Origin of the sequence: Chelativorans petroleitrophicus (genome assembly GCF_025398195.1) — a bacterium.
GTDB classification, from domain to species: domain Bacteria; phylum Pseudomonadota; class Alphaproteobacteria; order Rhizobiales; family Rhizobiaceae; genus Chelativorans; species Chelativorans petroleitrophicus.
On the sequence record NZ_JAODNV010000007.1, the window covers coordinates 249,203 to 263,778 of the forward strand.

13 protein-coding genes are annotated in these 14,576 nt (G+C 62.3%); 3 read left to right on the plus strand and 10 right to left on the minus strand.

Annotated features, from left to right (window positions below):
• The first annotated feature begins 39 nt into the window (after window positions 1-39).
• Window positions 40-846, plus strand: a complete 807-nt coding sequence (locus NYR54_RS07355; protein WP_261514952.1) for an undecaprenyl-diphosphate phosphatase — start codon at window positions 40-42, stop codon at window positions 844-846.
• A gap of 131 nt (window positions 847-977) precedes the next feature.
• Here the strand turns inward: NYR54_RS07355 and NYR54_RS19270 are convergent, their stop codons facing one another.
• A complete protein-coding gene (locus tag NYR54_RS19270) occupies window positions 978-1,145 on the minus strand; it encodes a hypothetical protein (RefSeq protein ID WP_341484282.1) in 168 nt (55 codons plus the stop codon).
• A 131-nt stretch (window positions 1,146-1,276) separates the two neighbouring features.
• The gene (locus NYR54_RS07365; protein WP_261514953.1) at window positions 1,277-2,248 is read right to left on the minus strand and encodes a complex I NDUFA9 subunit family protein; all 972 of its coding nucleotides are present in this window, start codon (window positions 2,246-2,248) and stop codon (window positions 1,277-1,279) included.
• A gap of 213 nt (window positions 2,249-2,461) precedes the next feature.
• Between NYR54_RS07365 and gyrB the strand changes: the two genes are divergently transcribed.
• Together gyrB and NYR54_RS07375 are read left to right on the plus strand one after the other, a co-directional pair.
• Window positions 2,462-4,909: a DNA topoisomerase (ATP-hydrolyzing) subunit B gene (gene gyrB, locus NYR54_RS07370; protein WP_261514954.1), complete on the plus strand. Its 2,448-nt coding sequence runs from the start codon at window positions 2,462-2,464 to the stop codon at window positions 4,907-4,909.
• 66 nt (window positions 4,910-4,975) lie between these two features.
• Complete coding sequence (locus NYR54_RS07375) at window positions 4,976-5,455, plus strand: pyridoxamine 5'-phosphate oxidase family protein (RefSeq protein WP_261514955.1); 480 nt, start codon at window positions 4,976-4,978, stop codon at window positions 5,453-5,455.
• Between the two features lie 25 nt (window positions 5,456-5,480).
• Here the strand turns inward: NYR54_RS07375 and coaBC are convergent, their stop codons facing one another.
• The 8 genes from coaBC to NYR54_RS07415 form a co-directional block, all read right to left on the minus strand.
• The gene (gene coaBC / locus NYR54_RS07380; protein ID WP_261514956.1) at window positions 5,481-6,704 is read right to left on the minus strand and encodes a bifunctional phosphopantothenoylcysteine decarboxylase/phosphopantothenate--cysteine ligase CoaBC; all 1,224 of its coding nucleotides are present in this window, start codon (window positions 6,702-6,704) and stop codon (window positions 5,481-5,483) included.
• 137 nt (window positions 6,705-6,841) lie between these two features.
• A complete protein-coding gene (gene ubiB / locus NYR54_RS07385) occupies window positions 6,842-8,416 on the minus strand; it encodes a 2-polyprenylphenol 6-hydroxylase (protein ID WP_261514957.1) in 1,575 nt (524 codons plus the stop codon).
• Window positions 8,417-8,422: 6 nt separating this feature from the next.
• A complete protein-coding gene (ubiE, locus tag NYR54_RS07390) occupies window positions 8,423-9,199 on the minus strand; it encodes a bifunctional demethylmenaquinone methyltransferase/2-methoxy-6-polyprenyl-1,4-benzoquinol methylase UbiE (protein WP_261514958.1) in 777 nt (258 codons plus the stop codon).
• 120 nt (window positions 9,200-9,319) lie between these two features.
• Window positions 9,320-10,096, minus strand: a complete 777-nt coding sequence (locus tag NYR54_RS07395; RefSeq protein WP_261514959.1) for a slipin family protein — start codon at window positions 10,094-10,096, stop codon at window positions 9,320-9,322.
• Window positions 10,093-11,469, minus strand: coding sequence for an NfeD family protein (locus NYR54_RS07400; RefSeq protein WP_261514980.1), 1,377 nt, complete (start codon window positions 11,467-11,469; stop codon window positions 10,093-10,095). The genes NYR54_RS07395 and NYR54_RS07400 overlap by 4 nt, the downstream gene beginning before the upstream one ends.
• Window positions 11,470-11,637: 168 nt before the next feature.
• Entirely contained in the window at window positions 11,638-12,885 is a 1,248-nt protein-coding gene (locus NYR54_RS07405; protein WP_261514960.1) for an OTU domain-containing protein, read from the minus strand.
• Between the two features lie 38 nt (window positions 12,886-12,923).
• Window positions 12,924-13,208, minus strand: coding sequence for a hypothetical protein (locus NYR54_RS07410; RefSeq protein WP_261514961.1), 285 nt, complete (start codon window positions 13,206-13,208; stop codon window positions 12,924-12,926).
• 570 nt (window positions 13,209-13,778) lie between these two features.
• The coding region (locus tag NYR54_RS07415; RefSeq protein ID WP_261514962.1) for a DDE-type integrase/transposase/recombinase at window positions 13,779-14,576 on the minus strand (798 nt) is incomplete at its 5' end.

The following is a 14,576-nucleotide window of genomic DNA, read 5'->3' on the forward strand; positions in this document are numbered from 1 at the left end:
AGACGGGGAGCGTGACAAGCAAGCCAACCGGAGGATAGCGTGCCCGAACAGACCATCGCGGAAGCGCTCCTGCTTGGCGTGCTTGAAGGTTTGACGGAGTTCATTCCCGTTTCGTCCACCGGCCATATTCTTCTGCTCGGTCATTTCCTGGGCTTCAAGTCCACTGGAAAAGCCTTCGAAATCCTCATCCAGCTCGGCGCGATATTGGCTGTCTTAAGCGTCTACGCAGCGCGGCTTTGGAGGATGCTGCTCGATTTCCCGTACGACCCGGCCACCCGGCGCTTCGTGCTCGGCATTCTTGTAGCCTTCCTGCCGGCTATGGTCATCGGCGTCCTGGCCTACAAGATCATCAAGACCGTGCTCTTCGAAACTCCGGCGCTGATTTGCATCATGCTCATCCTGGGCGGCTTCATCCTGCTTTGGGTCGATCGCTGGGTGAGGAAGCCGCGCTATCACGACATCACGCGCTTCCCGCTTTCCATGTATTTCAAGATCGGCCTTTTCCAGTGCCTTTCAATGATCCCCGGCACATCCCGTTCCGGCGCGACCATCGTCGGGGGGCTGCTTCTCGGGGCAGACAAGCGCGCCGCGGCGGAATTTTCCTTTTTTCTTGCCATGCCCACCATGGCGGGCGCCTTCGTTTATGACCTTTACAAGAACTACGATCTGCTTACCGCCGCCGACGCGAAGATCATCGCCGCAGGCTTCGCCGCTGCCTTCGTGGCAGCCGTTCTGGTCGTGCGCTCCCTGCTCGGCTATGTCTCGAAACGCGGCTACGCGCTCTTCGGCTGGTGGCGCATCGCAGTAGGCGCCCTGGGGCTTGCCGCGCTTCTCATTTTCGGCTGACGGTCAGAAGAGCCCGCAAGACCGCGCCGGACGAGATCGAGCGCAAGCAGCGTAAGCCCAATGCGGAACCACCGGCGGAAGGTCTCCTCGGGCAGCTTTTCCAGCAAACGGCTGCCGTAGATGGTGCCGACTTAGCCCGCGCCGATCATCAGGCCCACAAAGGGAAGCCACTGAGCTGCGATGGTTCGCATGATATGCACCCGCTGGTGCCAGGCGCGCCCCGTATTGGAGCCGAGCTGGATCAGGCCATGCACGGGAATGAGCGCGGCGACGAGGATGAGGCCGAAAAGCGCCAGCATCGCCACGCCGCCGCCGATGCCGAAGACGGCGGTGAGCGCCGAGGTAAAAAGCTTGCAATAACGAGGAAGAGGCCGGCGGCCGCCCCGACATACTCCGGCAGGAGGCCGATCAGGATGTCCAAGGCGCGGTCTCAGGCCTGCGGCAGGGTGAACTGACCCGTAGGACGATAGGTCCAGAGATAGGTGGGCAAAATGGCGTGGATAGAATGCCGGGCAATTCCCAGCCCTTCCAGCGTGAGTCCGCGCGCCTTGGCGTCATCGGAAACGATGTTGTCCCGCTCGAGCTGCCGCACCTGATCGAGGGTGAGAGGCGGGTTCGGCAGAATGCCCGCCACGCTGCCGATAAGCCGCGCCAACGGCCAGGGAACCGTCACCAGCATCCGCCTGCGATCAATGATCTCCAGCATCTCTTCCATGCACTGGCGGAAGGTGAGCACCTGCGGGCCGCCGAGCTCGTAGGTCGCGCCGGGCTTGAGCGTTCCGTCGACCGAGCGGGCGTAGACCTCGGCGACATCCCCCACATAGACGGGCTGGAATTTCGTGTGGCCGCCGCCGATCAGCGGCAGGAAGGGTGAAAAGCGCGCCATGTTCGCAAAGCGGTTGAAGAAGGAATCTTCGGGCCCGAAAACGATGGAGGAGCGAATGACGACGGCACCCTTCACCGTTTCCAGCGCCGCCTTCTCGCCTTCGGCCCTGGTGCGCGCATAGGCCGAGGGGGACTCCAGATCGGCACCGATGGCCGAGGCTTGCGTGAGGCCGGCGCCTGCGGCGCGGGCGGCGTCGGCCACGGCAAGCGCGCCCTCGCTGTGCACGGTCCTGAACCGCTGCCGGCCGCTTTCATGAAGAATCCCGACGAGGTTGATTACATGGTCGGCGCCCTCGACCGCCCGGTCGACCGACCAGCGGTAGCGGACATTGGCCTGGACGGCATGCACCTGGCCCATATTGCCGAGGGTGAGCACATGCACAGCCTTGTTCGGGTTGCGGCAGGCCACCCGAACGCGATATCCTCTTCGCGTCAGTGCCAGGATCACATAGCGGCCGACGAAGCCGGAGCCGCCGAATACTGTGACGAGCTTGGGGTTCTCGCTGATGGTGGCCATGAATGCCTCGGTTTCGGGTTGCCTTCCGCGCGCTTCTTAATTCGCTTTCCCGCCGAAGGCAAAGGGCGAGAGCGCAGCTTTCCCGTCCCCAGCTCAATGAGGGCTCGAAACTTGGAAAAATGCGTTGAAATGCCTATATCTTAGCCAGCAACTGCCGCTGATTCGCGGCTTTCCCGGCGCCCAGACGGGCGTTCCCCTGAACGAAAGCAGTTGATGAGTCACACGCCCGAAACACTCCCCGGCGAACCTGTCGAATACGGCGCTGAATCCATCAAGGTTCTCAAAGGCTTGGACGCTGTTCGCAAGCGTCCTGGCATGTATATCGGCGACACGGATGACGGCTCCGGCCTTCATCACATGGTCTACGAGGTGGTGGACAACGCCATCGACGAGGCGCTGGCCGGCCACGCCAACCTGGTCACGGTGACGCTCAATCCAGACGGCTCCTGCACGGTGACCGACAATGGTCGCGGCATCCCGACGGAGCTTCATCCGGGCGAAGGCGTTTCCGCGGCTGAGGTCATCATGACGCAGCTCCATGCGGGCGGAAAGTTCGACCAGAACTCCTACAAGGTGTCGGGCGGCCTGCACGGTGTGGGCGTGTCCGTCGTCAACGCGCTGTCGTCCTGGCTCAAGCTCAAGATCCGCCGCAAAGGCAAGATCCACGAGATGAGCTTCACCCATGGCGTGCCGGATGCGCCGCTGACGGTGACGGGAGAGGCTGGCGACGAGACGGGCACGGAAGTGACCTTCCTGCCTTCGCCGGAGACTTTCTCGAAGACCGAATTCGACTATGCCACGCTGGAGCATCGGCTGCGCGAACTGGCGTTCCTGAATTCCGGTGTGCGTATCGTTCTTACCGACCGGCGGCACGCCGACGTGAAAACCCAGGAATTCCTCTACGACGGCGGCATCATCGAGTTCGTGAAGTATCTTGACCGCGCCAAAAAGCCGCTCATTCCGGAGCCGATCTCCATCATCGGCGAGCGGGACGGGATCACGGTCGAGCTGGCCATGTGGTGGAACGATTCCTACCACGAGAACGTGCTGGCCTTCACCAACAACATCCCCCAGCGCGACGGCGGCACGCATATGGCGGGCTTCCGCGGCGCGCTCACACGGCAGGTCACGGGCTATGCCGAGAGCTCCGGGCTGACGAAGAAGGAGAAGGTTTCGCTTACCGGCGACGACTGCCGTGAGGGCCTGACGGCCGTGCTTTCGGTGAAGGTTCCGGACCCTAAATTTTCTTCCCAGACCAAGGACAAGCTTGTCTCCTCGGAGGTGAGGCCGGTTGTCGAAGGCCTCGTCAACGAGGGGCTTGGCACGTGGCTTGAAGAGCATCCCGCCGAAGCCAAGGTGCTCGTCGGCAAGGTGGTGGAAGCGGCCGCAGCCCGCGAGGCGGCGCGCAAGGCGCGGGAGCTGACGCGACGCAAGGGCGCGCTCGACGTCACCTCACTGCCCGGTAAGCTGGCCGACTGCCAGGAGCGCGATCCGGCCAAGTCAGAGCTGTTCATCGTAGAGGGTGATTCCGCAGGCGGATCGGCCAAGTCTGGGCGCTCGCGCCAGAATCAGGCAATCCTGCCGCTTAGGGGTAAAATCCTGAACGTGGAGCGTGCCCGCTTCGACCGCATGCTGTCCTCCGACATGATCGGCACGCTGATCACCGCACTGGGCACCGGCATCGGCAAGGACGAGTTCAATATCGAGAAGCTGCGGTATCACAAGATTATCATCATGACGGACGCCGACGTGGACGGCGCCCACATCCGCACGTTGCTTCTCACCTTCTTCTTCCGCCAGATGCCGGAGATCATCGAGCGCGGGCACCTCTACATCGCCCAGCCTCCGCTTTACAAAGTCACGCGCGGCAAGTCGGTGCAGTACATCAAGGACGAGGCCGCCTTCGAGGAATTCCTCATCGATACGGGCCTGGAGGAAGCGAGGCTCGAACTAGCTAATGGCGAGGTCCGCTCCGGGCAGGATCTGAAGAAGGTGGTGGAGGATGCGCGCGCCGTCCGCGCCCTGATCAACCGCCTCCATTCCCGCTACAATCACTCCGTCGTCGCGCAGGCGGCGATTGCGGGCGCGCTCAACCCGGAAATCCTGTCCGATCCCGCGCGTGCGGCGGAGACGGCCAACAACGTGGCCCGCCGTCTGGACATCATCTCCGAGGAGACGGAGCGGGGATGGCAGGGCCGGGTGAACCCCTCCAACGAGGGCCCTGGCGGATATCTGTTCGAACGCACCGTGCGCGGCGTGCGCGACGTGGTGATCCTCGATGCCGCACTGATCGGCTCGGCCGATGCCCGCGCAATCGACCGCTATACGGAACGCCTGCGGGAGGTCTATGCCGAGCTGCCGGTGCTGAGACGCGGAGACAAGGCGGAGACCATCTCCGGCCCGATCGCGCTTCTGGAAGCTGTCTTCGCCACCGGCCGCAAGGGGCTTACCATGCAGCGTTACAAGGGGCTCGGCGAGATGAACGCCGAACAGCTCTGGGAGACGACGCTCGACCCCAATGCCCGCTCCCTTCTCCAGGTGAAGATCACCGACGCGACGGACGCCGATTCGCTCTTCTCCCGCCTGATGGGCGACGAAGTGGAGCCGCGCCGCGAATTCATCCAGGAGAACGCTCTGTCGGTCGCCAATCTAGACGTCTGAGACCCAAGCGGAACAAGCGGGCTGTGCCATCGTTCGTCTTCAGGATCGAGCGATGGAGATGTTGCTATGGCAGACAGGGACCCGGTGGAGCGCGTTTGGGCTCTGGTCGAAAAGATCGGCATTTGCATGCTGGTGAGCCGCGATGGGGACGACCTCCGCGCGCGGCCCATGGCGGCGTTCTTCGAGCGTGACCAGAACGTGATCTACTTCCTCACCGATGCCCAAAGCCACAAGGACGAGGAAATCGTACGCGACCAGCATGTGGTGCTGGCTTTCGCCGACACCGGCAGCCAAACATATCTTTCGCTCACCGGCACGGCGGAGGTCTCCAACGATCGCGATCTGGTGCGAAAGCTCTGGTCGACCCCGGCCAAGGCGTGGTGGGACAGCCCCGATGATCCTTCCATTCGCGTGCTGAAGATTGTGCCCAAGGACGCCCAATATTGGGACAGCCCGGGAACCGTGGTAAGTTATGTGAAGATGGCCGCGGCCGCCATCTCGTCCGCGCGCCCCGCCATGGGTGAGAATGTGAAGGTCGATCTGTAGGCGCGTAAGCACCGCTCATAGTGTCTCAGCGCTTGGTACCGACTCTGTCCGCCACGAGTTGTGCCAGTCTTTTGGCGACCTCTTCCTTCGCCATCTCCGGCCAGTCCTCCACGCCCTCCGCCGTGACGATGTGGACGCGGTTTCTCTGCCCGCCCATCACCCCGCCAGTGCCCATACCGCTGTCGTGGGACACGTCGTTCGCGACGATGATGTCCGCGCCCTTCCTGGCAAGCTTCTTGCGGGCGTTCTCGAGGACGTCTTGCGTTTCCGCCGCAAAGCCGATCACAAGCTCCGGCCGCTTCTCGTGATGTCCGACGCCGGCCAGGATGTCCGGGTTCTCGACGAGTTTCAGGGCTGGGCTTGCTACCCCTTTCTTCATCTTCTGATCCGTTTCGGCCTGCGGGCGCCAGTCGGCCACCGCCGCTACAAAGATGCCCGCATCAGCCGGAAGCAGGCGTTCCACCGCCTCGTGCATCTGCCGCGCGCTTTCCACATGGATGACGGACACGCCATGTGGATCGGGGATGGAAACGGGCCCTGAAACCAAGTGCACCTCGGCGCCGAGCTCGGCAAGTGCCGCCGCAATCGCATGCCCCTGCTTGCCTGAGGAACGGTTGGCAATGTAGCGCACGGGATCGATCGCCTCATGCGTCGGGCCGGAGGTGACGATGATCTTCCTGCCCGCGAGCGGCTTTGCGGCTCCGCTCAGGCGGCTTTCGATTGCAGCAACGATTTCAAGCGACTCGGCCATGCGGCCTTCGCCCGCCTCGCCGCTTTCGGCCATCTCGCCGGTATTCGGACCGACGAAGGCCACGCCATCCGCCTTGAGCGTCGCGAGATTGCGTTTCGTCGCGGGGTGTGCCCACATTCTGGGATTCATCGCGGGCGCCATCAGCACCGGCTTGTCGGACGCCAGAAGAACGGTTGAGGCGAGATCGTTTGCTAGTCCCGCAGCGAGCTTCGCCATCAGGTCGGCCGTGGCGGGCGCGACAACGATAAGATCGGCCTCTCGCGAAAGCCGGATGTGGCCGACATCATGCTCATCCTGCCGGTCGAAGAGCTCGGTGAAAACGTGATCGGCCGACAGCGCGCCCACCGACAGAGGCGTAATGAATTCCTGCGCCGCCTGCGTCATCACGCAGCGCACGGAGGCGCCGCGCTCGCGCAGCCGGCGGATGAGATCGAGGCTCTTATAGGCTGCAATCCCGCCGCCGATGACGAGAAGGATGCTTTTTCCATAAAGGCTCACCGGGGCTCCTCACGCCTTGTTTCAGGGCCAACTCGCTACCCGTATGAACGAAATCGCGGCCATTGAAAAGAAGCGGCGGGGTCCTGGCATATCCATGGGGTCAGCTTCGAAGAAGCGACTCCAACACAGTCCGCGTCCTACAGGGCGCGCCACATGATGACGACCACCGCAATCGCGATCACCCACAGCGCCAGCCTGCCCAGCCGCGTATGGCGAGCCTCGGCCCGACCGATCGCCTCGGCCGTTTCCGGGTCGAAGCGAAGGCCGCGTTCCGCCATGGCCTCGATCTCGCGGGAGAGACGTTCGGTGCGCGCGGCAAGCTCCGGTGCCTGCCTGGCAAGGGCGATGAGCGCGTTCACACCTTCGCGGGCATCCGCCACCAGCCCGCGAGGTCCCAGATTGTCGCGGATATATTGGGAGACGACCGGCTCGGCCGCCCGCCACATATTGAAGTGCGGATCGAGCGTGCGCGCCACGCCTTCCACAACGACCATGGTCTTCTGCAGAAGCAGAAGCTCCGGGCGGGTCTGCATGTCGAACAGCTCGGTGACCTCGAAAAGGAGCGTGAGCAGGCGTGCCATGGAAATGGTTTCGGCCGGCTGGCCGTGGATCGGCTCGCCGATGGCCCGCAGCGCCTGCGCGAAGGCGGCGATGTCGTGGTGCGCGGGCACATAACCCGCCTCGAAATGCACCTCCGCCACACGACGAAAATCGCGCGTGATGAAACCGTAGAGGATTTCGGTGAGGAAGCGCCGTTCCTTCTTGGCAAGGCGGCCCATTATGCCGAAATCGACGGCTACAATGGTACCGTCCGCCTCCACGAACAGATTGCCGGGATGCATGTCGGCATGAAAGAAGCCGTCGCGCAGCGTCTGGCGCAGGAATGTCTGGATCAGCGCGACGGACAGGCGCTCCAGATCGTGCCCGGCGGCCCTGAGGCCCTCCACATCCGACATCTTGATGCCGTCGATCCACTCGAGCGTGATGACATCCCGGCCCGTGCGCTGCCAGTCCACCCAGGGGACGCGGAAACCCGGATCCTCCTTTGTGTTCTCATAAAGCTCGGAGATGGCGGCCGCCTCGAGCCGGAGATCCATCTCGATCTTGGTGGTCTGGGCAAGCGTCTCCGTGACCTGCACGGGCCGGAGCCGTCGCGTGGATGCGATGAAGCGTTCCTGCAGGCGCGCGGCGAGGAAGAAGCTTTCGAGATCGTTGTAAAAACGACGGCGCACGCCAGGGCGAATGACCTTGACCGCCACGGGTACCTTTTCGCCCTCTCGCAGGATCGTGGCCCGGTGCACCTGGGCGATGGAGGCGGCTGCGACCGGCTCTCCGAAGTCGAGATAGAGCTTGTCCACCGGCTCTCCGAGCGAGGCCTCGATGGCCGCCCTCGCCAGCGCCGGCGAAAACGTCTCCATGCGGTCCTGAAGTGTGGCGAGATCGCGCGCCAGCTCGTGCCCCACGACATCGGGGCGTGTGGCCAGAAACTGCCCGAGCTTGACGTAGGAGGGCCCAAGCCTGTCAACAGCCACCGAAAGCCGCTCCGGCCTGTCGCGGCCGCCAGCGCGGCGGCGCGAAACGAGCTTCGCCACACGCCAACCGAAGCGCGGCAGGCCGGTGAGCTGATCCCCGGGAAAAGCCGCCACCACGCCCTCGCGCAAGAGAATCCAGCCCGCGCGGACAAGGCGGAGATATGCGCTGACGGCACCCATGTCCTGTCAGATCTTCCAGCCGGAATGGGCCGCCGCGATGCCACCCGAATAGTCACGCCACGTCACGCGGGCGAAGCCCGCGCGGCGGATCATGGCCGCGAAGTTCTCCTGATTGGGAAACTTGCGGATGGATTCGACCAGGTAGCGATAGGGTTCGTCGTCGCCCGCAACCATCTTGCCGATGCGCGGGATCACCTGGAATGACCAGGCTTCGTAGATCCGGTCGAGAATGGGCATGTCGACGTCGGAGAATTCGAGGCACAGGAAACGCCCGCCGGGACGCAGCACCCGGAACGCCTCCGACAGAGCCGTGTCGATATGCGGCACGTTGCGGATGCCGAAGGCGATCGTATAGGCGTCGAAGGAGGAGTCCGGAAAGGGCAGGTCCTCGGCGTTCGCCTCCACGAAAGTCAGGTTGCCTTCAAGCCCGCGCCTGATGGCGCGCTCGCGCCCCACGGCGAGCATCGATCCGTTGATGTCTAGCACCGTCACCTGCGCCTGATAGCCGGAAGCCTCCACGATGCGGAAAGCGATGTCCCCGGTGCCGCCGGCGACATCAAGAGCCTTGAAGCCCGGGCGCCGCGACGGAGCGAGCCACGCCACCATCGCATCCTTCCACAGCCGGTGCAGCCCGCCGGACATGAGGTCGTTCATCAGGTCGTAGCGCTCGGCGACGCGCGAAAATACGTCGTTGACGAGACCCTGCTTCTCCCCTTCGCCGACTTTCCTGAAGCCGAAGGCCGTCTCCATACCGCCCGCGGCCGTAGTCCGTTGTGCTGTCATGGCTCGCCCGTTCGCAAAAACGGCGCGACCATAGCCGATCGATTACAGTGACGCCATCGGGAATAATGACGGCGCGGCAACGTGTTCGGCCCAATCCCCTCAGCTTTTGCCGTTAGCCTTCTATTCACCTGGGCTTCCCTTCATCAGGCCGGGGACAAGGCTGGCGAGCTCCATGGGGAAGGGGAAGACGATGGTCGAACTCTTCTCGCCGGCTACCGCACTGAGCGTGCCGAGATAGCGAAGCTGCATGGCCTCCGGCCGTTGGCCCAGAATCTCTGCCGCCTCAAGGAGCTTCTGGGCCGCCTGCTGCTCGCCTTCCGCATTGATGATCTTGGCGCGCCTTTCGCGCTCAGCTTCGGCCTGGCGGGCGATGGCGCGCACCATCGATTCATCGATGTCCACATGCTTGATCTCGACATTGGCCACCTTGATGCCCCAGGCATCGGTCTGCGCGTCGAGGATGTCCTGAATGTCGTTGTTGAGCTTGTCGCGCTCGGCCAGCATCTCGTCCAGCTCATGCTTGCCGAGAACGGACCGCAGCGTCGTCTGCGCAAGCTGGCTGGTGGCCATCATGAAATCCTCGACCTGGATCGTGGCCTTGGCCGCGTCGATGACGCGGAAATAGATCACCGCATTGACGCGCACGGAGACATTGTCGCGCGAGATCACGTCCTGGCTTGGCACATCGAGCACGAGGGTGCGCAGATCCACGCGCACCATCTGCTGCACGAAGGGAACGAGCAGAATCAGCCCCGGTCCCTTCACGCCCGTGAAGCGGCCGAGCGTGAACACCACGCCGCGCTCATATTCCCTCAGGACCTTGATCGCCGAAGCGAGGATGGCCCCCAGAAGAACGATCAGCACCGCATAAAAGGTGAAGCCGCCGAACAGGTTCATGACTTTTCTCCTCTTGCATGCGCCTCCGGCTCGCCGGCGGCGACCTTCAGGGTAAGTCCCCGCACCTCCGCGACGTGCACCTCCTCGCCTTCCCTGAGCGGCGAGGAGGAAGTCGCGCGCCAGCGTTCGCCGCGGACGAAGACGTAACCCCTGTTTCCGCTCCAACGCTCCACCACGCCGCGCGCACCTATAAGAGCCTCCGCGCCGGTGACGACGGCGCGCTGATGCGATGCCCAGGCTAGCCGCATGATGAGCAGGGTGAGCGCCAGGCTCAGCGCACCGATGGCACCCACTGCCTGCCAGGAAAGCTGCAGGCCGGGCACGTCCGTGTCGAACAGGATGGTGGCGCCGAGAACGAGCGCGATGGTGCCGCCCACGCCTAGTATGCCGAAGGAGGGTGCGAAGGCTTCGGCCACGATAAGGCCGATGCCGAGCAGCATCAGCGCTCCGCCCGCATAGCTCACCGGCAGCACGGCGAGCGCATAGAGGCCTGTCAGCAGGCTGACGGCGCCGAGCGTTCCAGGCAGAAGAGCGCCGGGACTGAGAAATTCGAAAAGCAGCCCGTAGATTCCGATCATCATCAGGATGAGGGCAACATTGGGATCGGTGATGACGGAAAGAAGCCGGGTACGCCAATCGGGCTCGAGTGGTTCGACCGGCAGCCCCGATGTCTCAAGCCTCACGGTGGTTTCGCCCACGCGGACCTCGCGGCCATTGGCCTCCGCCAGAAGCTGCGCGACATCGCGCGCAATAAAGTCGATCACATTCTCTTCCAGCGCGGCCAAGGACGAGAGGCTGGCGGCTTGCCTCACCGCCTGCTCGGCCCAGTCGGCATTGCGTCCACGTAGCTCGGCAAGCCCGCGGATATAGGCGACGGCATCGTTGACCGCCTTGGCCTCCGAGGCGTTGCGCGGGCCTCCGGCCCAGCTCTCGCGGCTCTCCGCCTCATCTGTTTGCCCATCCTCACCGGCGGGGTCTTCGTCCTCTCCGCCGAAGGGCAGACCGCCGCCGATCGCCACCGGCGTCGCCGCCCCGAGATTGGTGCCAGGCGCCATGACAGCCAAGTGGCTGGCATACATGATGTAAGTGCCCGCGCTAGCCGCCCGCGCCCCGGCCGGGGCGACAAAGCTCGCCATAGGCACCGGCGAGGCGAGGATGGCTCGGATGATGTCGCGCATGGATGTATCAAGGCCGCCGGGCGTATCCATCTCAAGGATGAGGATAGCCGCCCTGCGCTCGGCGGCCATCCTCAGCCCGCGCGCGATGTAGTCGGCGCTCGCCGGTGTAACCGCCCCTTCAAGCCGGATGAGGACTGCAGCGCGGTTTTCCTCTTGGGAAAAGAGCTGATCGGCGAACCCGGCGGAGCCGGCCATGAAGGCGAACAGCCAGCCGAGCGCGCGAAGCGTAAAGAGCGCAGCCGCAAAGATGGTCGGCTTTGGAATATCCATGCCAGCCCATATAGGCCGCCATTGCGCGCCGGACAGTAAGGGCCAGCCGGTTGCCCGCCAGGTTCAGTGCTGTTCCGAGTGCCTTTTCGGCCCTTACGCCAGGAAAGCTTCATAGTCCTCCGGATGGGTGCGGATATCCTGCGCGGCGAGCCTGCGCAGCTCCCTTACCGCATCATCCGAAATCTCGGAGGTCTCATGGATGCCGGCAAGAACAGCGCGGAACAGGCAATCGCCGTCCGGCGGAATGGCTACGCGCCGGCCTTTGATATAGGCGTCGTAATGGCGCGATGAGTAAACGATGCTAATCGGGCGCTCTGATGTTTGACCGCGTGCTTCGAGATACCACCTATGCCCTTCGAAGGGGTAATCGCGAATTTCAATTTGCCGGTTCAGCGCCCGTGCGATGGCCGCGGGAGCAAAATCACCGGCTTCATCGTTCCACTGCCCGGGCCTCTCGAGAAAATCCGCGATGCGCTCAAGCGTCGCGACACGTGCCTCGGCCCGCGCGCTTTGGGCCGCCGGCACACCCTCAAGCTCAGGCGCTTTATAGGCCGGGTTGGGATGATATCGCCCTTCCTTGTCAAAGGCACCGACGATCTTTTCGGGGGGAATGTCGGTACCGTAATTGACCTCAAGCGGACGCGGATGCGACAGCACCGCCTGTCTGACTGCTTCGTCGGTGCCGTAGCCATATGTGCTGCGGAATCGCTCCAGAGCGGCGTTCTTGTAGAGGTCGTAACCCTCCAGCTCACGTGCATCCACCAGATAGGTATAGTAGCCTCTGGCGCGCCCGTAGACGTCCGCTCCGGTGCCATCTTCGGCCATGACAAAGGGGGAGGTCGAGATGCCCCTGCCGTCAATGTCGAGCGCATCCTTGGCGCCGCCAAAACCGCCGCGGAAACCGTTGACCTCGTTGAGATCCTTGATTTCGGTTCTCAGTCTGAATCCCTGGTCAAAGATCTCCTTTGGACCGCGCTTATCCCCCCGAAACACGAAGCCCTTGTAGACAAAGCCTTTCGCCGCATCGACATAGCGGCTGTTCGGGTGTCGCCCGACGAGGTAGACCGCATCCTCGACGGTGAAGCCTGTTGTGCGGGCCTCCTGCAGCACTTTCATCAGCACTCGTTGCCCGACTTTGCCGCGCCCTTTGGCGACCCGCGAGAAAGCGGCGACCGTGTCACCGTCCGGGCGCAGGCGTCCTTTCAGTGCTTTTCTGGCAAGCGTCTTTCCGCCCTTGAGGACTGACGATGCGATAGTTTCCGTCGTAAATACCGGCACGACAAAGTCCGTCAGCTCCTTTCCCGCAAGCTGCAGAAAGGAGCTCGTCTTGTAGCTGTTCACGATGGCCCGGATAATGATGGACGCTCTGCCGGCCGCGCTTATGTTCCCGCCGCCGCAAGAGTCGCCTTGGCTGCGTTGAGACCAGCAGCACCGGATTTCGCGGCAGACGCACCGAGCGAGCCGAGCGTCAGTCCAAGAGAAGCCAGATCCAGCGCGATATCCCCGGGCGACACCTCATAGGTGGGATCGAACAGGAGCTTATGAGCGGTTTCATGGAACGGGATGATGTTCTTTAATACAGATTCAAGAACGCCAGCGCCGTATTTTTCTTCCTTAAGCTCCATAATTACTGAAATGATGTTCTTTCTTATTTTTGATTCCATCATTTCCTTGATGGTTAGCTATTTTTGAGCCGGCGTCGAGGAAATCTTCCTTAATATGATAATTAGTTATGTGACACACCTCCTCGCCCTTGGGGCATCCGCTCGCATATCGCCTGTCCGGTTCGATGGAAAACGGGATACCCAGCGCGTGAAGAACGGCTTTCTTGTGGAGGTTTCCGTTTTTCTTGAGAATAGTGCGGTCAAGAAACTTGAACTTTCCGCTTGGCCTCACCATGCCAAATCTTGCATCCGGCATGGGAAAGACGAATGCTGGCTGCCAGATCTTCGAAAGGCCTCTCTTTCCAGCCTTGGTGCAGGAATCCACTGCGATGCAAAGTAACATCTTTGACTATCCAAATATGTTCGGGCCGGTATTCCATGAGAATGCGTGGTAGACCCGCCTCCGCCGCATTGACGAAGGTTTTTGCAGCAACGAGCCTGGGAAGATGGTTCTCGATATATTCCTTGAATTGTTCAAAATACAGCTTTTCTGCTCTGTCCGTCGTCAGGTTTTTTGGGACAACAGGCTGTTTGAGCTAACGGAGGCTCTAGTTCATCAGGGTTATCATTTTATGCTGCCGCCTCTCGGTGAAGCAAGCGGCGTTGTGTGATTGTTTCGCGTTTGATCCTTTCCCTTTGCATCATGATGATGTCGCCACGCCCGAAGTAGACATCGGCTGGGGTGAGATTGCTGATGCTCTCGTGGTAGCGACGGTGGTTGTAATGATCGACGAAGCCGGCAATCTGCCGCTCGAGATCGCCCGGCAGAAAGTAGTTTTCGAGCAGGATGCGGTTCTTCAACGTCTGGTGCCAGCGCTCGATCTTGCCCTGGGTCTGGGGATGGCAGGGTGCACCGCGCGTGTGATCCATGCCGTTGTCGGATAGCCATTCGGCAAGGTCGCTCGAGACATATGACGGGCCATTGTCAGAGAGCAACCGCGGCCGCTGCGCAACCTTTGCGCTGTCGCAGCCCGACGCCTGCAGCGCCAGGGTCAGCGTGTCGGTGACGTCCCCGGCCTTCATCGTGGTGCATAGCTTCCAGGCAATGATGTATCGTGAGAAGTCGTCGAGCACAGTCGACAGATAGAACCAGCCCCAGCCGATGACCTTCAGATAGGTGAAGTCGGTCTGCCACAGTTGGTTCGGCGCTGTCGTCTTGTCATGGAACTCGTCGGCAGCCTTGATGACGATGAAGGCCGGGCTGGTGATCAGGTCATGCGCCTTGAGCAGGCGATAGACTGAAGATTCCGAGACGAAATAGCCCTTCGTGTCGGTGAATGTGACCGCCAGTTGGACTCCTCGAATTACCTCGCGTTTTCGGCTGAGATTTGATTCCATCTGGGAGCTGATTTGCATGGAGATGGTGGA